This is a genomic window from Micromonospora sp. HK10, assembly GCF_000982955.1.
In the GTDB taxonomy this organism is placed as follows: Bacteria; Actinomycetota; Actinomycetes; order Mycobacteriales; family Micromonosporaceae; genus Micromonospora.
The window spans coordinates 22,082-43,723 of the sequence record NZ_KQ058760.1 but is presented as its reverse complement, the minus strand read 5'-3'; the positions used below and the strand labels follow the sequence as shown (position 1 = coordinate 43,723).

Annotated in this window: 15 protein-coding genes; 9 read left to right on the top strand and 6 right to left on the bottom strand. The window is 73.8% G+C overall.

Translation table 11 applies throughout. The features are described 5' to 3' along the window. On the top strand, positions 1–651 hold the full coding sequence (locus LQ51_RS09875) for an HAD family hydrolase (protein WP_046564422.1): 651 nt from the start codon (positions 1–3) through the stop codon (positions 649–651). 17 nt (positions 652–668) lie between these two features. On the opposite strand, the gene LQ51_RS09870 is transcribed toward LQ51_RS09875, so the two are convergent. Further along, positions 669–1,328, bottom strand: a complete 660-nt coding sequence (locus LQ51_RS09870; RefSeq protein WP_046564441.1) for a response regulator transcription factor — start codon at positions 1,326–1,328, stop codon at positions 669–671. 140 nt (positions 1,329–1,468) lie between these two features. After that, entirely contained in the window at positions 1,469–2,773 is a 1,305-nt protein-coding gene (locus tag LQ51_RS09865; protein ID WP_046564421.1) for a sensor histidine kinase, read from the bottom strand. A 389-nt stretch (positions 2,774–3,162) separates the two neighbouring features. Here LQ51_RS09865 and LQ51_RS09860 point away from each other — a divergent pair, with 389 nt between their 5' ends. The 6 genes from LQ51_RS09860 (at position 3,163) to LQ51_RS09835 (ending at position 10,657) form a co-directional block, all read left to right on the top strand. Then, entirely contained in the window at positions 3,163–3,933 is a 771-nt protein-coding gene (locus tag LQ51_RS09860; protein ID WP_046564420.1) for a redox-sensing transcriptional repressor Rex, read from the top strand. Further along, positions 3,930–5,303, top strand: a complete 1,374-nt coding sequence (locus tag LQ51_RS09855) for a glutamyl-tRNA reductase (RefSeq protein ID WP_046564419.1) — start codon at positions 3,930–3,932, stop codon at positions 5,301–5,303. Before LQ51_RS09860 ends, LQ51_RS09855 begins: the two co-directional genes overlap by 4 nt. Continuing rightward, positions 5,300–6,295 (top strand): hydroxymethylbilane synthase, encoded by a 996-nt coding sequence (gene hemC / locus LQ51_RS09850; protein WP_046564418.1) that lies wholly within the window; start codon positions 5,300–5,302, stop codon positions 6,293–6,295. Before LQ51_RS09855 ends, hemC begins: the two co-directional genes overlap by 4 nt. Continuing rightward, complete coding sequence (locus tag LQ51_RS09845; RefSeq protein ID WP_046564417.1) at positions 6,292–7,872, top strand: bifunctional uroporphyrinogen-III C-methyltransferase/uroporphyrinogen-III synthase; 1,581 nt, start codon at positions 6,292–6,294, stop codon at positions 7,870–7,872. Before hemC ends, LQ51_RS09845 begins: the two co-directional genes overlap by 4 nt. A gap of 13 nt (positions 7,873–7,885) precedes the next feature. Next, positions 7,886–8,872: a porphobilinogen synthase gene (hemB, locus tag LQ51_RS09840; protein WP_046564416.1), complete on the top strand. Its 987-nt coding sequence runs from the start codon at positions 7,886–7,888 to the stop codon at positions 8,870–8,872. Positions 8,873–10,204: 1,332 nt separating this feature from the next. Next, positions 10,205–10,657 carry a helix-turn-helix transcriptional regulator gene (locus LQ51_RS09835; RefSeq protein WP_231605669.1) on the top strand — a complete coding sequence of 151 codons (453 nt, stop codon included), beginning with the start codon at positions 10,205–10,207 and terminating at the stop codon, positions 10,655–10,657. A 32-nt stretch (positions 10,658–10,689) separates the two neighbouring features. Here the strand turns inward: LQ51_RS09835 and LQ51_RS09830 are convergent, their stop codons facing one another. From LQ51_RS09830 to LQ51_RS09820, 3 genes are all read right to left on the bottom strand, one after another. Further along, complete coding sequence (locus LQ51_RS09830; protein WP_046564414.1) at positions 10,690–13,962, bottom strand: lamin tail domain-containing protein; 3,273 nt, start codon at positions 13,960–13,962, stop codon at positions 10,690–10,692. Between the two features lie 94 nt (positions 13,963–14,056). Next, a complete protein-coding gene (locus LQ51_RS09825) occupies positions 14,057–15,073 on the bottom strand; it encodes a GNAT family N-acetyltransferase (RefSeq protein WP_046564413.1) in 1,017 nt (338 codons plus the stop codon). A 72-nt stretch (positions 15,074–15,145) separates the two neighbouring features. Then, complete coding sequence (locus tag LQ51_RS09820; protein WP_046564412.1) at positions 15,146–16,426, bottom strand: lytic transglycosylase domain-containing protein; 1,281 nt, start codon at positions 16,424–16,426, stop codon at positions 15,146–15,148. A gap of 56 nt (positions 16,427–16,482) precedes the next feature. Here LQ51_RS09820 and LQ51_RS09815 point away from each other — a divergent pair, with 56 nt between their 5' ends. Beyond that, positions 16,483–16,704, top strand: a complete 222-nt coding sequence (locus LQ51_RS09815) for an FmdB family zinc ribbon protein (RefSeq protein ID WP_046564411.1) — start codon at positions 16,483–16,485, stop codon at positions 16,702–16,704. A gap of 155 nt (positions 16,705–16,859) precedes the next feature. Continuing rightward, positions 16,860–19,655 (top strand): ATP-binding protein, encoded by a 2,796-nt coding sequence (locus LQ51_RS09810; protein WP_046564410.1) that lies wholly within the window; start codon positions 16,860–16,862, stop codon positions 19,653–19,655. Positions 19,656–19,723: 68 nt separating this feature from the next. Here LQ51_RS09810 and LQ51_RS09805 read toward each other — a convergent pair whose 3' ends face one another. Then, positions 19,724–21,382: a glycoside hydrolase family 10-like protein gene (locus LQ51_RS09805; RefSeq protein WP_046564409.1), complete on the bottom strand. Its 1,659-nt coding sequence runs from the start codon at positions 21,380–21,382 to the stop codon at positions 19,724–19,726. Positions 21,383–21,642: the final 260 nt, after the last annotated feature.

The following is a 21,642-nucleotide window of genomic DNA, read 5'->3' as shown; positions in this document are numbered from 1 at the left end:
ATGACCACCGCACGGCGCCACCTGGTGTGGGACTGGAACGGCACCCTTCTCGACGACCTCGACCTGGTGGTACGCGCCACCAACACGGCCTTCGCCAGCGCCGGCGGTCCGGCGGTCAGCGCCGCGGAGCACCGGCAGCGGTTCCGCCGGCCGATCGCCGACTACTACGCCGAGATGCTGGGGCGGGTGATCGACGACGCGTCGTTCGGCGAGCTGGACCGGATCTTCCACGACGCGTACCGGGCCGGGCTGACCAGTTGCGCGCTGGCGGCCGACGCGACCGACGCGATCGCCGCCTGGCCGGGCAGTCAGTCGCTGCTGTCGATGTGGTTCCACGACGAGCTGGTGCCCACCGTGCACACGTACGGGCTGACCCCGCACTTCGCCCGGGTGGACGGGCTGCGGGAGACGGTCGGCGGCGGGCACAAGGCCGGGTGGTTGGCGAAGCACCTGGCCGAGCTGGGGCTGGCCGGCCACGACGTGGTGCTGATCGGTGACTCGCTGGACGACGCCGACGCGGCCGCCTCGGTGGGGGCCCGCTGCGTCCTCTACACCGGCGGCCTCTCCGACCCGGCCGTGCTGCGCGCCTCCGGCCACCCCACCGCCGACACCCTCACCCAGGCGGTCACCCTCGCCCACACCCTGCCCTGACCCGTCCGCCAGCGGGGTCAGGCGCGGAGGTGGGTGAGGACGGCGAGGACCCGGCGGTGGTGGGTGGTGGCGTCGGCGGGGAGGTCGAGCTTGGTGAAGATGTTGCGGACGTGCTTCTCGACCGCGCCGTCGCTGACCACCAGGGTGCGGGCGATCGCGGTGTTCGAGCGGCCCTCGGCCATCAGCGCCAGCACCTCCCGCTCGCGCGGGGTGAGTGCGGCCAGCGGATCGTCGCGCCGCCGGCGGACCAGCAGTTGGCCGATCACCTCCGGGTCGAGCACCGTGCCGCCGACGGCCACCCGGTTCAGCGCGTCCAGGAACTCGTCGATCGCGGCCACCCGGTCCTTGAGCAGGTAGCCGATCCCGCCCCCGCCGGCCCCGCCGGCGGTGGCCAGCAGGTCGTCGGCGTACGACACCTCGACGTACTGGGAGAGCACCAGGACCGGCGTACGCGGCACCCGCCGGCGCGCCTCCACCGCCGCCCGCAGCCCCTCGTCGGTGTGCGAGGGCGGCATCCGCACGTCCACCACCGAGACGTCCGGGCGGTGCGCCACGACCGCCTCGACCAGGGCGTCCCCGTCACCGACGGCGGCCACCACCTCGTGCCCCGACTCGGTCAGCAGCCGGATCAGCCCCTCCCGGAGCAGTACGGCGTCGTCCGCGATCACCACCCGCATGGGTCCGGTGTCTATCACGTCCCGCACCCACAGCGCGTCCGGGTCGCCGTCCGGCGGCGTGGCGGCCGGGTGCTGGTCGGCTTTCATCCTGTCCGGGTCGCGGGCCGGCGGCGTGGCGGCCGGGTGCTGGCCGCCCGGCGTCACCGGGGGAGTTCCGCGTGGATCCGGGTGGGGCCGCCGGCCGGGCTGTCCACCTCGAGGGTCCCGCCGACGGCCCGGACCCGGTCGGCGATCCCGCTGAGCCCGTGCCCCTTGGCCAGGTGGGCGCCACCCACCCCGTCGTCGGCCACGGTGATCTCCAGCCGGCCGACCTTGCGGGTCACCTCGACCCGGCAGGCGGCGGCCCGGCTGTGCTTGGCCACGTTGGTCAATGCCTCGGCGACGACGAAGTACGCGGTGCTCTCCAGCGCCGGATCGAGCCGCCCGGCGGCGGTGCCCAGCTCGTCGTCGACCAGCAGTTCGGTGGGGACCAGGGCGCGGGCGGCGAGGGCGGCCAGCGCGCTGGGCAGGCCCCGGTCGACCAGGATCGGCGGCGCGATGCCCCGGGACAGGGCGCGCAGCTCGTCGAGGGTCTCGCGGGTCTGCGCGACCGCCTCGTCCAGGGTGCGTCCCGCGGCCTCCGGGTCGGCGGCGAGCTGCTGGCGGGCCCGGCTGAGGTCCATGGCGAGGCGGACCAGACGCTGCTGCGGGCCGTCGTGGATGTCGCGCTCCAGCCGGCGCAGGGCGGACGCCTCGGCGGACACGGCGGCCCGCTTCTGGTCCTCCAGGGTGGTGATCCGCTGGCGCATCTCGGCCACGCCGGTCAGCAGCGAGCGGGCCAGGCCGCCCTGGAGCCGGGCGCAGCCCCGGGCCACCAGCGGCAGGGTGAGCAGGGCGAACAGCCCGATCGAGGTGTTCAGGGTGATCCGCGCGCCGGCCCCGTCGCCCATCCCGAGGAGCTGGCTGAGGTCCTGGTCATCGGGGCCGCGCGGGATCGCCCAGTCGTACGCGCCGTAGAGGGTGCCGGCGACGGCCAGCGCCCACCAGACCAGCATCAGCACGAACGTGGGGAGCGTCACCACCAACTTGATGAAGGCGTGCAGCAGGTCGAGCCAGGACTGCGGGTCCCGCATCGGGGTGAGGACCCGACGCCAGTAGCCGGAGCGCGGCTCGGGGGCCAGGTAGACCGGGCGGACCCGGGGTTGGCGGAGCACGGCGGGCAGCCGCAGCCGCTCCAGGTCGGCCAGCGCGCGGGCGGCGTACAGGGTGCCGGCGAGGACCGGCAGGCCGAGCGTGGTGACCAGCAGGGCGGCGGTGAGGGAGATGCCGGCGACGGCCAGCACGAACCCGACCAGCGCCAGGGGCAGGCCGAACAGGACGTAGCCGGAGTCGCGCAGGAGCTGCCGGACGAGGCCCCGGGCGGGGGTGGTGGGTGCGGGCGCGGTGGCCAGCGGGACGGCGGTCATGACCCGAGGCTATGGTCCGCGACCTCGGCGGACCCATCCCGCGGGCCGGCCTTTCCGGGGTGGGGTTCTCCCTACCCGGGAGTGAGACGCGCCTCGCCACGCCGGTGACACAGCGCGACGAGGTACGCGCGATTGGTCAGAGAAGTCGGGATTGAGCAATAATCGCCACGCGACGCCGAGGAAGCGCGGTCGTCGATCTTGTCGGAGTGGAGGTGCAGGTGGAGGCGCGTCGCCGGTCCGCAAGATCGCGATTTGTGCACCTCTTCACAAGCGCCTACTCTGTAGTCCCGACGCGCCCTGCTAGCACAGCCAGCAACATCGGTCGCCAGCGGGAGTCCCGGAACGGCCGGCCACCGTCGCTGGTCGAGGATCGCACCGCACGGAGTCTCATGAGTCAGCACCGTCACCCAGGCGCGCCCGGCCGCGCCGGTGCCGTACCGGCGCTTCCGGACCTGCCCGAGGCGACCGTGGCCCGGCTCCCGGAATACCTCCGTGCCCTGCACGCGCTCGCCGACGCCGGACACGAGACGGTCTCCAGCGAGGGCCTGGCCAACTCCGCCGGGGTCAACTCCGCCAAACTCCGCAAGGACCTCTCGCACCTCGGCTCGTACGGCACCCGCGGGGTCGGCTACGACGTCGGGCTGCTGATCGACCAGATCGAGTCGGTGCTCGGGCTCACCCAGTGCCGGGCCGTCGCACTGGTCGGCGTGGGTAACCTCGGTCACGCCCTGGCCGGCTACGACGGCTTCGCCAGCCGCGGCTTCCGGATCGCCGCGCTCTTCGACGCGGACCCGTCGCGGGTCGGCGAGGAGATCAACGGCCTGGTCGTCCGGCACGTCGACGAGCTGCCCCGGGTCGCCGTCCAGGAGTCGATCTCGATCGGCGTGATCGCCACCCCGGCGCTGGCCGCCCAGGGCGTCGCCGACCAACTCGTCGCCGTCGGCGTGACCAGCATCCTCAACTTCGCGCCGTGCGTACTCTCGGTTCCGGAGGGGGTCGACGTGCGCAAGGTCGACCTCGCGATCGAGCTGCAGATCCTGTCCTTCCACGAGCACCGCAAGGCATCGTTGACCGCGCTTCCCGCCGCCGGCGGATCCGCCCTCACCGCCCTGCCCGGCGGCCTCGCGGTCACCGACAACCAGGAGGCGATCGGCACGTGAAACTGCTCGTCGTCGGCGCGTCCTACCGCACCGCCCCGGTCGCCACCCTGGAGCGGCTGGCGGTGCCGCCCGCGGACCTCACCCGCACCCTGGACCGCCTGCTCGCCCAGCCGTACGTCAGCGAGGCGGTGCTCGTCTCCACCTGCAACCGGGTGGAGGTGTACGCCGCCGTGTCCGGTTTCCACGGTGGCCTCGGCGACATCTGCGCCGTCCTGGCCGAGCACGCCGGCTGCCCGCCGGCGGCGCTGGCCAACCACCTCTACGTGCACTACGACGCCGCCGCCGTCGACCACGTCTTCCGGGTCGCCGCCGGGCTCGACTCGATGGTGGTCGGCGAGGCGCAGATCCTCGGGCAGCTCCGGGACGCCTACCACTCCGCCGCCGGCGCAGACTCCGCCAGTCGGCTGCTGCACGAGCTGATGCAGCAGGCGCTGCGGGTCGGCAAGCGGGCACACGCCGAAACCAACATCGACCGGGCCGGCCAGAGCGTGGTCACCGCCGCCCTCGACCTGGCCGCCGGGCTGCTCGACGGCGACCTGGCCGGCCGGCCCGCCATGGTCGTCGGCGCCGGGGCGATGGGCTCGCTGAGCGTGGCCACCCTCTCCCGGCTGGGCGCCGGGCCGCTCACCGTGACCAACCGGGGCGCCGAGCGGGCCGTCCGGCTGGCCGAGTCGTACGGCGCGCACGCCGTGCCGATGGCCGAGCTGGTCGACGCCCTCGCCGCGGTCGACGTGGTGGTGGCCGCCACCGCCGCCACCGAGGCGGTGCTCACCCTCGACGTGGTGACCCGGGCGTCGGCCCGGCGGGACGCCGCACGCGGCCCGCTCGTCCTGCTCGACCTGGCTGTGCCGCGCGACGTTGCGGAGGGCGTCGCCGCGCTGCCCGGCGTCGAGGTGATCGACATCGACCGGATGGCGGCGATCCTCGCCGACGGCCCGGCCGCCGCCGACGCCGCCGAGGTGGCCCGGATCGTCGCCACCGAGGTCGAGGCGTTCCTCAGCTGGCTGCGCGGCGCCGACGTGGCGCCCACCGTGGCGGCCCTGCGCGGGCGCGCCGAGGACGTGGTCAGCGCCGAGCTGCGCCGGCTCGCCCAGCGCCGCCCCGACCTCAGCGACGACCAGCGCGCCGAGGTCGCCCGCACCGTGCACCGGGTGGTGCAGCGGCTGCTGCACCAGCCGACCGTCCGGGTCCGCCAACTCGCCGCCGAGCCGGGCGGCGACCAGTACGCGGCCCTGCTCCGCGAGCTGTTCGACCTCGAGGTGCCGCAGACCTCCCCGGTCGACACCGTCCCCGACGTGGTGGCGTCCGACAACGACGGTCGCCCGTCGTTCGACGCCGTCGACGTCCCGCCCACCGGAGGTGCGCGATGACCGCCCCCCTGCGCCTCGGCACCCGGGGCAGCACCCTGGCGATGGCCCAGTCCGGCCACGTCGCCGCGGCCCTCACCGAGGCCACCGGCCGCGAGGTCGAACTGGTCGAGGTGGTGACCGCGGGGGACCGCTCCACCGCCCCGGTGCACCGGCTCGGCGTCGGCGTCTTCGTCTCCGCCCTGCGGGACGCGCTGACCGCCGGCACCATCGACTTCGCCGTCCACTCGTACAAGGACCTGCCCACCGCGGCGGCCCCCGGGCTGCACATCGCCGCGGTGCCGGCCCGGCAGGACCCCCGGGACGCGCTCGTCGCACGGGACGGCCGTACGCTCGCCGAGCTGCCGCCCGGCGCGCGGGTCGGCACCGGCGCGCTGCGCCGCATCGCCCAGCTGCACGCGCTCGGGATGCAGCTCGAGGTCACCCCGATCCGCGGCAACATCGACACCCGGCTCGGCCGGGTGCTCGGCCCGGACGCCGACCTCGACGCCATCGTCCTGGCCCGGGCCGGGCTGGCTCGGATCGGCCGGACCGACGTGATCACCGAGACGCTCGACCCGATGCTGATGCTGCCGGCCCCCGCCCAGGGCGCGCTCGCGGTGGAGTGCCGGGTCGACGACCATGACCTGGTCGAGCTGCTCGCGGTGCTCGACCACGCACCGTCCCGCGCCGCGGTCGTCGCGGAGCGGGCCCTGCTGGCCACCCTGGAGGCCGGGTGCAGCGCGCCCGTCGCCGCCTATGCCGTTATCGCCGAGGGGGAGCCGACCAGCTCGCTCGCCGGTGGCGAGGGTGGCGATGAGATCTACCTGCGCGGGGCGGTGATCAGCCCGGACGGTACCCGTGACCTCCGGCTGTCCCGCACCGGAACGCCCGCCGACGCGGCGGAGATCGGCAAGGCGCTCGCCGCCGAACTCCTCGACCTCGGCGCCGACTCGATCCTCGGCCAAGAAGGACACGCCGGCCCGGGGACCCAGCAATTTGGGAGCACAGAATGACCCGCACCCGTAAGCCCGTAGGCCGGATCGCGTTCGTCGGGGCCGGACCCGGCGACCCGGGCCTGCTGACCCGCCGGGCGCTGGACGCCCTGGTCGACGCCGACCACGTGGTCTACGACCGGGGAGTCCCCGAGTCGCTGCTCGAGCACGTCCGCGCCCAGGCCCGGTCCGACGCCGAGTTCAGCCCGGCCGAGGGCGTACCGGGGGACGTGGCGAAGGTGCTGATCTCCGCGGCCCGCGCCGGGCAGAACGCGGTGCACCTGGTCGCCGGGGACCCGTTCGGCCACGACTCGGTGGTCAAGGAGGTGCAGGCGGTGGCGCGCACGGCCGCCCACTTCGAGGTGGTGCCGGGCATCGGCCAGGCCGAGGGGGTGGCCACCTACGCGGGCGTGCCGCTGCCGGGCGTACGGACCGCCGCCGACGTCGAGGACGTCACCACGCTGGACTTCGACGCGCTGGCCGCCGCGGTCAGCCGGGGCTCGCTGGCCCTGGCCGTGGACGCCGGCGACCTGGCCGCCGTCCGGGACGGGCTGCTGGCGGCCGGGGTGGACGGCACCACCGGCGTCGGGGTGACCGGCGACGGCACCGGCGAGACCCAGTACACCACCACGTCGACCGTGGACTCCTTCGTCGCGGCGGCGCTCGGCTTCACCGGCCGGGTGGTGCTCACCGTCGGCGGGGGCGTCGGCCAGCGGGACAAGCTGAGCTGGTGGGAGAACCGCCCGCTGTACGGCTGGAAGGTGCTGGTCCCCCGGACCAAGGAGCAGGCCGGCGTGATGAGCGCGCGGCTGCGGGCGTACGGGGCGATCCCGTGCGAGGTACCGACCATCGCGGTCGAGCCGCCGCGTACCCCGGCCCAGATGGAGCGGGCGGTCAAGGGCCTGGTCGACGGCCGGTACGCCTGGGTGATCTTCACCTCGGTGAACGCCGTCCGGGCGGTCTGGGAGAAGTTCGCCGAGCACGGCCTCGACGCCCGTCACTTCGGCGGCGTCAAGATCGCCTGTATCGGCGAGGCGACCGCCGAGGCGGTCCGCGCCTTCGGCATCCAGCCGGAGCTGGTCCCCTCCGGCGAGCAGTCCTCGGAGGGCCTGCTGGCCGAGTTCTCGCCGCACGACGAGATCCTCGACCCGGTGGGCCGGGTGCTGCTGCCGCGTGCCGACATCGCCACCGAGACTCTCGCCGCCGGGCTCACCGAGCGCGGCTGGGAGGTCGACGACGTGACCGCGTACCGGACGGTCCGGGCCGCGCCGCCGCCGGCCGAGATCCGCGACGCGATCAAGTCCGGCGGGTTCGACGCGGTGCTCTTCACCTCGTCCTCGACGGTCCGGAACCTGGTCGGCATCGCCGGGAAGCCGCACGCGCGTACCGTTGTTGCCGTCATCGGGCCCAAGACGGCGGAGACCGCGACGGAGTTCGGCCTGCGGGTGGACGTCCAGCCGACGCACGCCTCGGTGCCCGACCTGGTGGAGGCGCTCGCCGCCTACGCCGTCGAACTGCGCGAGAAGCTCGCCGCCATGCCGGCCAAGCAGCGCCGCGGTTCGAAGGTGCAGGGGCCGACCGCTCTGAGGTTCCGCTGACAGGAGGCTCCTCATGCCGTACCCCGAGATCCGGCCGCGCCGGCTGCGCCGCAACGCCGCCGTGCGGCGGCTGGTCTCCGAGACCCGCGTCGACCCGGCCGAGCTGGTCGTGCCGATGTTCGTCAAGGAGGGGCTGACCGAGCCGCGCGCCGTGGCGTCGCTCCCGGGGGTGCTCCAGCACTCCCGGGACTCGCTGCGCAAGGCCGCCGTGGAGGCGGTCCAGGCCGGCGTGGGCGGCATCATGCTCTTCGGGGTGCCGGAAACCCGGGACGAGACCGGCTCCGGGGGCATCGACCCGGCCGGCATCCTCAACGTCGCCATCCGGGACGTGATCTCCGAGGTCGGCGACGCCACCGTCGTGATGAGCGACCTGTGCCTGGACGAGTTCACCTCGCACGGGCACTGCGGCCTGCTCACTCCCGACGGCGGCGGAGTGGACAACGACGCCACCCTGGCCGCGTACGCCGAGATGGCGGTCGCCCAGGCCGAAGCCGGGGTCCACGTGGTCGGGCCGTCCGGAATGATGGACGGCCAGGTCGGTGTGGTCCGGCGGGCCCTGGACGCCGCCGGCCACCAGGACGTCTCGGTGCTCGCCTACGCGGTGAAGTACGCCTCCGCCTTCTTCGGCCCGTTCCGGGACGCGGTGGAGTCGGCGCTGGAGGGCGACCGGAGGGCCTACCAGCAGGACCCGGCGAACCTGCGCGAGTCGCTGCGCGAGGTCGAGCTGGACGTGGCCGAGGGCGCCGACATGGTGATGGTCAAGCCGGCGCTGCCCTACCTCGACGTGGTGTCGGCGGTCCGGGCCGCGGTGGACGTCCCGGTCGCCGCCTACCAGGTCTCCGGCGAGTACGCGATGGTCGAGGCCGCCGCCGCGAACGGCTGGCTCGATCGGGAACGGACGATGTTGGAAACGCTCACCTCGATCCGTCGGGCGGGTGCGCAGATCATCCTCACCTACTGGGCGGTCGAGGCGGCGCAGCTGCTCCGCGCCCGCTACTGACCGTCCCGAGGCCAGTCCCGCGGCCTCCGCCCGGCCCCCTCGTCCGGCCTCCCGGCACCGGCCTGACCCACCCCGACCGACGCCGGCCAGTTCGGGGTCGACCGACGCTGCCCCGATCGCGCCGCCAATCGGCTCGCAGACGCTGACGGCCCGGTGCCGCCCTGCCCTTCCCGTATCCAGTGGCCCTGCCTGCCGTGGTTAGGCGTCCCGGCGTCCCGGCGTCCCGGCGTCCCGGCGTCTCGGCGTCCCGGCGGCCCGGCGTCGCGCCGGCCCGGTGGCCTCGGTGGCCTGGTTTGCCTGGTGGCCCGGTGGCCCGGTGGCTCCGGTGGCCTGGTGGCCTGGTGGCCCCGGCTTTGCCGGGTGGTCGCGGTCGTGATGCCAGTCCCGCTGGTCATCGCCACGCCAGCCCTGTTGTTCGCGGCAGTCCGGGCAGCGGTGCGCACGAGGTGCCGCCGGGGCGTGCGTACCGCCGGACAAGGTCTGGGTCCTCAGACCATGCGCCTGTCCTGCCTGGGCCGAGGAAACCCGTCGTCGAGCCGGAAGGGTGACGCGGACGCACCTCGACGATGCCGTCCGCTCCGGCAGCCGCGCCAGGTAGGGCTCTCGCAGCATCTATCGCGCCCTGGCGACGGCGCCTCGCTTTCCTCGCCTGTGGTTACCGCGCCGCCATCACTCCCTGTAGCGAAACTGATCCCTGAGGCCACCCTCCATCGCTGCCTTTGCTCTGCAGCCATCCACGCATCGGTGGACGTTCAGTTACTGCTGCGTCGGTGGCTGCAGAGCAAAGGCGGGAAGAGGTGGGTTCGGTGGCACCCGCGTGGGGGGTGGATTGTCCGGTTTGGGTCAGTGATGCAGCGGTGTGGGAGGGGTGGAGCCCTGCACGCTGTAACGCTGAGTCATTATCACGGTGGGTGATTGGCTTGCTCCGCTTGGGGCGCAGTTGTTCGTTGGATGTCCACGAGAGACCCGGGGTTGTCCACAGGTGAGCAATGCGGGGTTGTTTCGGTGAGGGCGGGGCGGGAGCGTGGTCGCATGACCGAAGTCGCCGCTCCTGCGCCTTGGCCATCGGGGCCGTCGGAGCCGCCGGGGCCAGGAAGACCACCAGAGCCGCCGGAGCCGGCCGAGCTGGGGGAGCCATCAGCGCCACCAAGGCCGCTGGAGCCGGCCGAGCTAGGGGGGCCACCAGAGCGGCTGGAGTCGGCCGAGCTAGGGGAGCCACCAGTGCCACCGGAGCCGCTGGAGCCGGCTGGGCGGCCTGAGTCGGCTGGGTCGGCGGCGTTGCTGACCGAGCCACTTGACGTGCCCTGGCCGGCGGCCGGCATCGTGCGAGCGGTGCGTCGCCGGGCGGACGTTAGTCAACGGCAGCTGGCGCGGTTCGCCCAGGTGCATCCGACCACCGTCGGGCGTATCGAGGCGGGCACGCTCACTCCGAGCCTCGCGATGTTGCTCCGGATCATCGGGACGGCCGGCCTCCGGCTCGTCGTGGTCGACGAGTCGGGTCGGGTGCTCAGGCCGATGCGGGACCGTGCCGATCTTCGCGACGGGGCGGAGCGGCGGTATCCGTCCCACCTCGATGTCATCACCGATCCCGAGCCGGGAGAGTGGTGGGCCGACCGGTACGGCCTCGCCCGGCCGCCGGAGACGTTCTACCGCAACCGCGAGGTCCGGGACGCCCTGCGCCGCCTCAGCCAGTGGGAGGTGCGGGTGGCCAAGTACCGGGCAGCACCGCGACCTCCCACGCCCCGGCGGGCGGTCCACGAGATCGGCCCGCCGTCCGGCTGGTGAGCCGGACGGCGGGCCGCTACCCGGTGGAGCCGTCAGTCGTCGTTGCGGATGGTCCCCACGCCGACCACATCGGCCAGCCGGAGCCCCGGCACGCCGGCCACGTACAGCTTGAGCTGCTCGTCCGCCTCGCGCTTTCGGTCACCGCGCACGGTCACCGGGAAGGCCAGCGAAGTCTGACCGGCCGCCAAGGTCCGGCAGCCCACGTACGGGTCGTAGTCCGACCCGGCCTGGGCGGTGGTGCCGTAGGTGGTGGCGCAAATCAGGGCCGGCACCGACAGCGGCCGGGACACCGTCACGGTGAACGTCATGGTGCTGTTGCCCTTGTCGCCCTCGAGCACCGCGGTGTCGGCCACGCTCAACGACGCGCGGGAACGGAACCGGGCCACCTGCGGGTCGTGGTCGCTGGCTCCCCGGTCGCCCAGGCCCTCGGCGTCGGTCGGGTAGTCGGCGTTGATGTGCGCCGCCCGTACCTGCACCAGGTCGCTGTGCAGTTCGTCGTTGACGAAGAGGTTGTCCAGCGTCTGAGCCTGCCCGCTGAAGGTGTACGAGTAGGCCGCCGCCGGCACGTCCGCCACCAGATCGTCCCAGAGGTTGTGCATGCCGGCCTGGTACAGCGGGCCCAACTGGTCTGACGGGGTGGGGTTCTCGCCGGTGGCGATCGGGTCGTCCGGCCGCGGGAACACGTTCAGGTCACCGCCGTACACGACCCGCGCGTGCCGGTCGCTCGCCTCGACCGCCTGCACCACCGCGGCCCCGTACGCGGCCTGCTCGCGCCGCTGCCCGACCCGGGTGTCCGGCCCGGACGAGTAGTGGTTGCTCGCCGCCCAGAGGGTGTAGTGCTCGGTCGAGCCCGGCCCCGCCGCCACGGTGAACTTGGCCAGCTGGACCGCCCGGGTGTAGACGTTGCTGCCGTCCACCCCGGTGGACCGGTCCACGTCGGCCGGCAGCACCGCATTGAACGCCTTCGGGTTCTGCACGTCCGCGTTGGACGGCAGCGCCGCCGAGCGGTAGCTCACGGTGGGCGCGGAGCCCAGCAGCGGGTCGGTGGCGGTCGCCTCGGCCAACGTCAACCGGTCGGTGCGGTAGAGGAACGCCGAGGTGATGCCCCGGGCGTCCGCGCCGGTCCGGTCGTAGGCCGCCGCGTAGGCAGGCCCGCCGTTGGCCGCGACGGCCAGCGCCAGCTCCTGGATGGTGTCCGGCGCGCCGTCGGCGTTGTTGGTGTCACCGCAGACCAGTCTGCCTTCGGCCACCGCACAGATGTCCTGGTCCTCGGCCTCCTGCACGAGCACCAGGTCGGGACTGTGCAGATCGTTCACGATCTGCCGGGCCTCCACACCCAGCCGCTCGGTGTACGCCGCCTCGCTGGCCGGTACGTAGTCGAACGGCGGGCTGACCCCGGCGCAGCCCGAGTTGCCGGCGAAGTCGCAGCCGTCGAACGGATCATCCCGGTAGTCGTACAGGTTCTCCACGTTGTAGGTGGCGACCGCGACCTCCGAGTTCCGGTTGGCCGGCTGCGGCGGGTTGTTCTCCGCCGGCTCCACGCCACCGGTCAGCGTCAGCTGCTCCGGCTGCACGCTGTACTTGCTGAACGCGTACGAGATGGCGCCGTAGGCGTCCTCGGTCAACGTGTCGAAGGTGCGGGCCTCGGGCAGCAGCGCGGCCGAGTCCCCGGCGGTCGCCTTAACGCCGCCGGCGCCGAGCAGGATCCGCTGGTTGTTGCCGTTGTCGAAGAGCGTGCCCGGGATGTCGTCCAGCGGGTGCGCGTCCCGGAACACCCGGCGGGCGTACGGGTCGGACCGCTTCATGATCGGGTCCTCGCGGTCCACCACGTAGACCTCCGAGTCGGCGGTGGAGGCGTAGATGTGCCGTGGAGCGGAGACCCCGCTGCCGGAACGGACCCGCATCCGCTCACCCTCGTGCCGCTCCCAGTACCGGTCGGCGGCGGCAGCCCCGGCCGGCGGCGTCGCGTCGTCCACCCGCACCGCCGTGTCGACGTCCAGGCCGGAGTCGAGCTTGCGGACCAGCGAGGCGCTGGAGAGCTGGGTCTGGTCGAAGTATTCGGAGACCCGGCCCCGCAGCACCACCTCGTCACCGACGGTCGGCGCGTAACCGCCGATCAGCGTGGTGAACGAGCCCATGAAGACGAAGATGCCGTCGGCGGTGAACGGGTCCCCGTCCTCGGTGCCGAGGCGGCTCTGCAGGTAGAAGCCCCACTGGTCGGCCCCGGCCGAGGACCGGGTCAGCGACTTCTGGGTGATCACGCCGCGCACGTCGTACAGGGCGGAGCTGGTGCCGTTGCCGCTGGCCGGGGCGAGCGGGGAGCGGTCGGTGCGGCCGTTCTCGTCGTCGCCCGTGCGGCCCTGCACCTCGCCCACCGACAGCAGCGCGGTGGCCTGCACGGTCAGGGTGCAGGCGGCGGTGCCGCCCTCGGCGTCCGTCGCGGTCACGGTGACCGCGTAGGAGCCGGCCGGGAGGCCGGTCGCGGTCAGGGTGGCGGTGGCGGTGCCCCCTACGCCGGTCGCGGCGGTGAAGGCGGTACGGCTGACCGAGCCGGCCGCCGGTGCTGGGGCGACCGCGGTGACCGCCAGGTCGGTGATGGTGTCGTCGGCGTCGGTGGCGCTGACCTGCCGGGTCGCCGTGCCGCCGGCCTCCACGGTCAACGCGCCGCCGCAGGTCACCGTGGCCGGCTGGTCGACCGGACTGCCCCCGTCGACGTGGTGGCTGCCCAGGCCGTCGAACGTGTCGGTGGCGAAGCCGGCCCACTGCACGGCCGGGTCGAACGCGTCCAACGGGTCGGTGTCGCCCGAGGTGATCGACGGGAGCCGGCGCAGGGTGTTGTCCGCCGTGCTGGTGAGCCCGGTGCCCCACTCGGTGCCCGGGTCGACCCCGACCTGGCCGATCGCGTCGAGCACCGTGCCGCCCTTGCGGAGCACGATCGCGTCGTCGCCGTTGTAGAGCGAGCCGCCGTACGTCTGGTCGGCCTCGGCCAGGATCGCCGGCGCGGCCGCCGAGGCGGCGAAGACGAAGACGTCGCCGGCCGCGACGGTGCCGGTCAGCGCGACGTTCGTCGACGTGGTGGCGCCGTTGAAGAAGAACTGGAGCTGGTAGCCGCCCGCGGCCAGGTCGACCGGGGCGCCGGTGCCGTTGTACAGCTCGACGGCCTTGTTGTTGGACGACCCCTCGACGTACTCGGAGATGAACAGGTCGGTGGGCGCGGCGCTGGCCGCGGGGGGTGCGACGCCGATGGCCGTCAGGGTGACGGCGGCGGTCGTCGCGAGCGCGGCTAGGGTGCGGCGCGGGCGCATGAAGCCTCCACGATGGGTGGGCGGGAACTAACGCACGTTAAGGGGCGTTACCGCTCGCCGTCCATCCCCCGGGCAGCCGTTTGGTGAATATCTGTCATCGGTGTGCGTCGAGCCGATGCACCAGCTCGGCGACGTCCACGCTGTATTCACACCAGTCCCGGTCGGGGCGGTAGCCCAGCTCCGCGTTGACCTTGAGCATGGCCTCGTTGGCCTGTGCGTTCCAGGTCTGCACCTCGGCCAGCGCCGGCTCGGCCGAACGCAGCTCCAGCAGCATCCGCGCCTTGATGGCCCGGTCGATGCCGTAGCCGCGGTGGTCCCGGACCACGATGGTGTCGTACTGGTCGGCCCGGGTCGGGTGCTGCGCCGGCACCACCACCTCGGTCAGCCCGGCCACCTCGCCGGTCTGCTCGTGCAGGGCCAGCACGATGTACGGCTTCATGCCCCGCCGGTGCAGGGTGTCGAGGCTGTCCCGCAGCCGCTGCGGGTCGTACGAGCTGGGCCGCAGCTCACCGTCGTCGACGTCGCGCACCTCGGCCTTGGCCCGCGCGTACGGCGCGAGCAGCTCGTCGGGCAGGCCGCCCGGGCAGAACTCCAGGTGGTAGCCGGCCCCGATGCCGCTGGCCATCTCGGTCAGCGTCGGCCAGTCGACCGCGCCCAGGTCGAGCACGCTGCGGGTCTCCACGTACTCCCGGACGAAGCCGAGCGACTCGTAGAACCCCACGGCCGGGGTGTCGCCGACCACCTCGACGCCGATGGACTGGAAACCCTCGTCCCAGACCCGGCGGGCGGCCACCCGGACCAGCTCCCGGCCCAGGCCGGTGCGGCGGACCGACGGATGGACCAGCACCTCCAGCACGCCGATGCCGCCGAGCAGCAGGACGTGCACCTGGCCCAGGACGGCGCCCGGGGTGCCGTCGGGGGCCGGATCGTCCTGGGCGATCCAGGAGAGGCGCCGCTCACCCGGCATCACCTCGGAGAGGTATTCCCGCAGGGAGCTCTCCCGCCAGGGTGGATCCTGCGGCAGGTCGGCCGCCAGGACCGCGTTCAGCGTGTCCAACAGCGACGCGATCTCGGCGGACGACGCGGTCCGGGGGTCCCACTCGCGCACCATCACCCGTCTAGCTTGCCGGTAACGGGTGCCCGGGGGAAGGGCTCAGTCCGCGAATGTACGCAAGCCGTCACGTCACGTACCGCTGAGCCGCCCGTACTCGTCCGCTTTGCTGAAGACGTCCTGGGCGTACCGGCGTACATCGTTGTACGACAGGATGGCGCCCCACCAGTCGCCGGGGATGGTCATGTTCCGGCCGCCCTTACACAGGTAGTTGCCCGCCGCCAGGGCCGCGTCGTCGATGTCGTGCGGGTTCTTCGCGCCGTCGTCGTCGGCGTCCGCGCCGATCTCCTGCCAGGTGCTCGGGATGAACTGCATCGGGCCGAGCGCGCGGTCGTAGACCGTGTCGTGGTCGAGCACCCCCCGGTCGGTGTCGAGGATCCGGGACCGGCCGCCCTGGCCGTCGAGCGGGTCACCGACGATCTCCGGGGTGGAGACGCCGGTGGGCTGGAGCTTCGCGCCGTTGGCGGAGCCGTGCCGGGACTCCACGTACCCGATGGCGGCCAGCGTGGTCCAGCTGAGCTGGCAGCTCCGCTGGGTCTGGCTGAGCACCCATTCGGCGTAGCCGTACGCCTGCAACGCCACCACCGGGATGCCGGTCGCCGGACTGAGCTGCTGTGCCCAGCCGGCCAAAGCGTCCGCCGGCCGGCCGGCCGGCAGCCCGATCTCCGGCCCGGTCGGCGTCGGACCACCGGGCAGCGCCGTCTGGGTCGGCAGCGGCCCGCCGGGCAGCCCCAGGTCGGTCGTCCCGGGCGTCGGGCCCTCCTGCGGTACGCCGGCGGAGGCGGACGCGGTCACGTCGACGGCCACCGGCCGCGACCGGTGCACGGTGGCCGGGAGCACCAGCGCGCCCGCCGCGGTGGCCGCCGAGACCAGGGCGAGCAGGAAGATGCCGGGCAGGGCGGCCCTTCCGCTCGGCCGGCGGGACCAGGCCCGGGTGGCCCGGGCCGTGCCCACCGCGAGCTGCCGGGGTCCGGGCAGCCGTACGGCGTGCGCGAACGGCACCCGGCGGCGCCGGCCCGGGCGGAGGCCCTCCGTCCCGCCGGCCCCGGCCGGCCCGCTGTCGTCCGCGGCCGTCGCCTTCGCGCCGGTCGCGGCGGTGTCGGTGTCGTCCGCGGCGGTCGCCTTCGCGCCGGTCGCGGCAGCGTCGGTGGGCGTCGCGTCGCCCGCCGCCTCCGTCTCGGCGGCCGGGGCGCTCACCGCGGCGGCGGGATCGGCGGCGGGCTCCGGCGGGGCGGGGGTCGGCTTGCGGCGGCCGGCGCGGCGGGGTCGGGGGAGCGGCGCCGGGCCGACGCCGTCGGGCGGCGCGGCCGGTCGCAGGGGTCGAATCGTCGATCGCTCCTCGCCGTCCACCACCCGTCGAGTATCACCCATGCCTGCCGGCACGTCAGGCCCGGTCGTACCCTGATGGCATGCCCCGCTACGACTTCCGCTGCCGCGCCTGCGGCGACACCTTCGAGGTCAACCGGCCGATGGCCGAGGCCGGTCAGCCCGCGTCCTGCCCGCAGGGCCACACCGACACCGTGAAGCTGCTCTCCACCGTCGCGGTCACCGGCCGGGGCGGCGTGGGTCCGGCCGGCGGCGGCGCGGCCCCGGCCGGTGGGGGCTGCTGCGGCGGCGCCTGCGGCTGCTGACCGTCCTCCGGCTCCCCTCGCCGGTCGATCTGTACCTTGCCGGCGGTGTTTTCCTTTGGCACCTTGGGTCGGAATCTGCCCGGCCGTTCTCACGATGCGTAACCGCGTGACCATAGGGCAGCATGAGACCGACGTCAGGGGCGGAGGTTCCACGCATGTCGCCAGGGTTCCACCTCCCGAGCGGTTGGGTGACGTTCGTGTTCACCGACATCGAGAGTTCGACGCGGTTGGCCCAGTTGCTCGGTCCGGGCTACCGCCCCGTGCTGCGGGAACACCGTCGGCTGCTACGGGACACGTTGGCCGGCACCGACGGGGCGGAGCTGCTGACCGAAGGTGACTCGTTCTTCCTGGCCTTCGGCGACGCCGCCGCGGCGGTCAGCGCGTGCCTCACCGCCCAGCGGGCCCTGGCCCGGCACGACTGGCCCACGCCGGAGGCCGCGCCGCGGGTGCGGATGGGCCTGCACACCGGCTACGCCGAGCCCCGCGACGGCGAGTACGCCAGCCCCGAGGTGCACCGGGCGGCCCGGGTGGCCGCCGCCGCGCACGGTGGACAGGTGCTCTGCTCGGCGGCGACCGCCCGGCACGCCGAACCGCTCCCGGACGGGGCGTCCCTGTTGGACCTGGGGCTGCACCGGTTGCGCGGCTTCGACGACCGGGAACGCCTGTTCCAGCTGGTGGCGCCCGGGCTGGAGCGGAGCTTCCCGCGTCCGCGTACCGCTGACGCGGTGGCGCACAACCTGCCCACCCAGGTCACCTCGTTCGTGGGCCGGGAGGTGGAGCGGGCCGAGTTGCGCCGGCTGGTCGAGGCGTACCGCCTGGTGACGGTGCTGGGCGCGGGCGGCGCCGGCAAGACGCGGCTGGCCGTGGAGCTGGCCTCGGGGATCGTCGAGGCGTACCCGGACGGGGTGTGGTTCGTCGACGTCGCCGCGGTGACCGACCCGGGGCTGGTGGCGTTCGAGATCGCCGCGGTGCTCGGGCTGCGTCCGGAGCCGGGCCGCCCGATGGTGGACACCCTGGTCGAGTACGCGGCGGCCCGCCGGATGCTGATCGTGCTGGACACCTGCGACGCCCAGCCGGCGGCGTCGGCCGAGGTGATCTCCCGGTTGCTGGCCGGCGGCCGGGGGGTGCGGGTGCTCGCCACCAGCCGGGAGTCGTTCGGGGTGCCCGGTGAGGTGGTCTGGCGGATCCCGCCGCTGTCGGTCGTGCCGGGCCCGGGTGGCGGGGCGAGCGATGCGGTGGCGCTGCTGGTGGACCGGACGGCGGCCGCCCGGGGTGGCCGCGCGCCGGATGCCGCCGAGCAGGCCGACCTGCGGCGGGTGGTCCGCCGGCTGGACGGGCTGCCGCTCGCCATCGAGCTGGCCGCGGCCCGGATGCGGGTGCTCTCGGCCGGTCAGCTCGCCGAGCGGCTCGACGACATGCTGGGCACGCTGGACGCCGGGCGGGCGGAGCCGGAGCCGCCCCCGGCGGAGCCCGCCTGGACCGGCAACCAGCAGGACACCGTCGACCTGGTGGCGGCCGCCACCGGGGCCGCCCCGGTCACTCCGGCGAGCCGGGAGTTGCAGCGTTCGGCGAGCGAGCGCCACCTGACCATGCAGGCCACGGTCACCTGGTCCTACCGGACGCTGGGGGCCCGCTCGGCCCGGCTGCTGCGCTGGCTGGCGGTCTTCGCCGGGCCGGTGGACCTGTCCGCGGTGCAGTGGCTGCTCGACGACGACCCGCTCGACCCGCTCTCGGTGCTGGTGGACAAGTCGATGGTGCTGGCCGAGCCGCACGCCTCGGGCAGCACCTACCGGATGCTCGACCCGATCCGGGCGTACGCGGCCCGCCGGCTGGTCGAGGCCGGTGAGGAACGGACCGCCCGGGACCGGCACGTGGCCTGGTCCCGGCACGCGCTGGAACGGGCGCACCTGGGCCCGGACGGTCGTCCGGTCACCCTCTCCCTGTACGCGCTGGATCCGCTCGCCGGGGAGCTGCGGGCCGCGCTGCGCTGGTGTGCCACGGGCGGCAGCGCCCGCTCGGGGCTGCACCTGGCCGGCGGGCTGGACCAGTGGTGGCGGGAGCGGGGGCTGGCCCGTGAGGGGCGGCTCTGGCTGTTCCGGCTCTACGGCCGGATCGCCGAGACGGGCGAGCCGATCCCGGAGGCGGAGCTGGCGGCGGCGTACCACATGCACTCGTTGCACGCCGGGGCGGACGGCGAGTTCGCCGAGGAGCTGCGCTACTCGCAGCGCGCGGAGGCGGCCGCCCGGCAGGCCGGCGACCTGGGGCTGCTGGCCCGGGTGTTGGCCGGGCGGGCCGGGCCGCTGGTCGACATGGGACAGTTCGCCGAGGCCGAACGGGTCTGCCGTGAGGTGATCGACTGGGCGTCCGCGCAGGACGTCGTCTCGGATGCGCTGCGCGCCGTCTACAACCTCGCCGAGCTGCTCTGGCGCCGGGGGGCGCTGGACGAGGCGGCCGAGCTGCTCGGCGCGGCCCGTCCGGTGGAGGCGGTCCGTCCGGTCGAGCGGGGCCGCCGGTCGGTGGACATGCTGCTCGGCATGGTGGCGCTGGCCCGGGGTGATCTGGTCGCCGCGCACGAGCACCTGCTGGTGGCGTTCCGGTCCCGGATGAGCCACGGCTATCTGGGGCGGGCCTGCGACACGTTGAACGCGATCGCGGTGCGTTGCGCGCTGGGCGGGGACCTGCTGATCGCGGCCCGGCTCTTCGGGGCGGCCCACGCCACCCGGGCGTACCTGCGGGCGACGCCGGGCATCTACGGGCCGTACTGGCTTCACCAGCAGACGGAGCTGCGGCGCGCGCTGGGCGACGAGGCGTTCGAGGCGGCGTACGCGGCGGGCGCCGAGCTGCCCATCGAGGACGCCGCCGAGCTGGCCCTGGACGTGGAGCATCCGGATCTCGCGGCGGACTCGCCGCGGTTCATCGCGCCGGCGCCCCGCCGCTCCAGCGCGAGCTGACCAGGAGGTCGGGTCGTCCGGGGATACCGGGCGACGCCGACCCCCTGGTCAGCGGGGTGGCCGGTGGGTCAGCGCACGACCCGCGCCGGGCCGACCGGGCCCTCGTTCCAGGACCGGTCCAGGGCCCGCACGTAGTAGGTGTACCGGGTGTCGGCCGAAGCCGTGGTGTCCACCCAGGACTGCACGGCGTCGTCGGTGCCGCGCACCGAGGCGACCAGGTGGGACGCGTCGGCGAAGTCGCACGCGTCGGCGGCGACGACCCCGTCGAAGCGGTAGATCGCGTAGCTGGTGGCGGTGCCGAAGGGGCCCTTGCCGTTCGCCGGCTGCCGCCAGTTCAGCCGGATCCCGTCGTCCTGCCGTTGCGCCCCGGTGACCACCGGGAACAGCAGCGGCCGGGACGGCAGCTGCGACATGGTGGGCACCAGCGCGGGGCGGGAGTAGTGCTCGGCCGCGTAGATGTCGGTGGCGCCGAGCCGGTTGGCCCGCACCTGCACCGCGGAGAAGTGCACGTTGCCGAGCACCTCCGGGTACGACCGGTTGAGCGTCAGGTGGTTCGACAGCTCCTGCGGGTTCATCCAGAACGACCCGTACGCCGGGTCACCGCTCTTGTAGTCGGCCTGGCCGATGTAGAGCTGGACGTTGGTGCCGCGCACGGTCTCCGCCCACCACGGCACCAGCCGGGCGTAGTCGGCGGCCGGGTACTGCCCGATGTACCAGTAGAGCTGCGGCACGATGTAGTCGATCCACTCCTCCTTGACCCACTTGCGGGTGTCGGCGGAGATGATGTCGTACGACTGGGAGCCGGTGGTGTCCGAGCCGTTCGGGTCGGCGGACTTGTTGCGCCAGATGCCGAACGGGCTGACGCCGAACTTCACCCACGGCTTCGCCGCCTTGATCTTGGCGCCCATCTCCTGGATCAGCAGGTTGATGTTGTCCCGCCGCCAGTCGGCCCGGTCCGTGAAGCCGCGGTTGTACGCCGCGAAGGTGGCGTCGTCCGGGTACTGGTACGTGCCGCTCGGGTACGGGTAGAAGTAGTCGTCGAAGTGCACGCCGTCGATGTCGTACCGCTTGACGGCGTCCATCATCGCGGTCTGGACGAACTCGCGGACCTCGGGGATGCCGGGGTTGTAGTAGAGCCGGCTGCCGGCGACCCCGGCCGGCGGGTACGCGAACACCCAGTCCGGGTGCTGGCGCACCGGGTGGTTCGGGGCGAGCTTGCTGATGTCGGCGCCGGCGCCGCCGGGTGCCGGCATGGACACCCGGTACGGGTTCATCCAGGCGTGGAACTCGAGGTTGCGCTTGTGCGACTCCTCGACCAGGAAGGCCAGCGGGTCCCAGCCCGGGTCCTGGCCGCGCACTCCGGTCAGGTACTCCGACCAGGGCTCGACCGGGGAGGGCCAGAACGCGTCGGCGGTCGGGCGGACCTGGACCACGACGGCGTTGTGGTTGAGCTTCTGGGCCAGGTCGAGCCAGCCCAGGTATTCGGCCTTCTGCTTGGCGACCTGGTCCGGGGCGGTCCAGGAATCCTTGCTGGGCCAGTCGATGTTCGTCACCGAGGCGATCCACATGGCCCGGAACTGCCGCTTCGGGACGGCCGGGTCGGTGACGCAGGTGGTGGTGGAATCGGTTGCCGTGTCGCGCTCCGCGGCGCTGGCGGGGGCGGCGGCGACGAGCGTGCCGAGCAGTGCCACGGCCAGCCCGGCGGCTCTGAGCCGAGTTGCCTTCATGCGGTGCGGTCCCTTCGTTGGGGCTCACGGTGGGCGGTGTCGGGTGATGGTGGACGTCCGGCGCATCCGGCAAGATTCGCCGCACGATATCTGTCCCTGGTAGGAAAATTTCATCAATCCGGAGGCGGCGCAAGACCTCGTGACGGATCGATGCGCAGGTCGGGCCGAACATCCGAGGGCGCGGCGGGGCCCACCCCGATTCGTGACCTGTTCGATACCTTCCGTATCCGATTAACCGGTGGAGGGCCGGGGTAGCTGCC

What these genes read in the sequence shown, in the direction of transcription:
- LQ51_RS09865 (WP_046564421.1), bottom strand. Translation starts at nt 2,773, where the DNA reads ATGACCGCCGTCCCGCTGGCCACCGCGCCCGCACCCACCACCCCCGCC.
- LQ51_RS09845 (WP_046564417.1), top strand. Translation starts at nt 6,292, where the DNA reads ATGACCCGCACCCGTAAGCCCGTAGGCCGGATCGCGTTCGTCGGGGCC.
- LQ51_RS09815 (WP_046564411.1), top strand. Translation starts at nt 16,483, where the DNA reads ATGCCCCGCTACGACTTCCGCTGCCGCGCCTGCGGCGACACCTTCGAG.
- LQ51_RS09875 (WP_046564422.1), top strand. Translation starts at nt 1, where the DNA reads ATGACCACCGCACGGCGCCACCTGGTGTGGGACTGGAACGGCACCCTT.
- LQ51_RS09810 (WP_046564410.1), top strand. Translation starts at nt 16,860, where the DNA reads ATGTCGCCAGGGTTCCACCTCCCGAGCGGTTGGGTGACGTTCGTGTTC.
- LQ51_RS09860 (WP_046564420.1), top strand. Translation starts at nt 3,163, where the DNA reads ATGAGTCAGCACCGTCACCCAGGCGCGCCCGGCCGCGCCGGTGCCGTA.
- hemC (WP_046564418.1), top strand. Translation starts at nt 5,300, where the DNA reads ATGACCGCCCCCCTGCGCCTCGGCACCCGGGGCAGCACCCTGGCGATG.
- LQ51_RS09830 (WP_046564414.1), bottom strand. Translation starts at nt 13,962, where the DNA reads ATGCGCCCGCGCCGCACCCTAGCCGCGCTCGCGACGACCGCCGCCGTC.
- LQ51_RS09870 (WP_046564441.1), bottom strand. Translation starts at nt 1,328, where the DNA reads ATGCGGGTGGTGATCGCGGACGACGCCGTACTGCTCCGGGAGGGGCTG.
- LQ51_RS09805 (WP_046564409.1), bottom strand. Translation starts at nt 21,382, where the DNA reads ATGAAGGCAACTCGGCTCAGAGCCGCCGGGCTGGCCGTGGCACTGCTC.
- hemB (WP_046564416.1), top strand. Translation starts at nt 7,886, where the DNA reads ATGCCGTACCCCGAGATCCGGCCGCGCCGGCTGCGCCGCAACGCCGCC.
- LQ51_RS09825 (WP_046564413.1), bottom strand. Translation starts at nt 15,073, where the DNA reads ATGGTGCGCGAGTGGGACCCCCGGACCGCGTCGTCCGCCGAGATCGCG.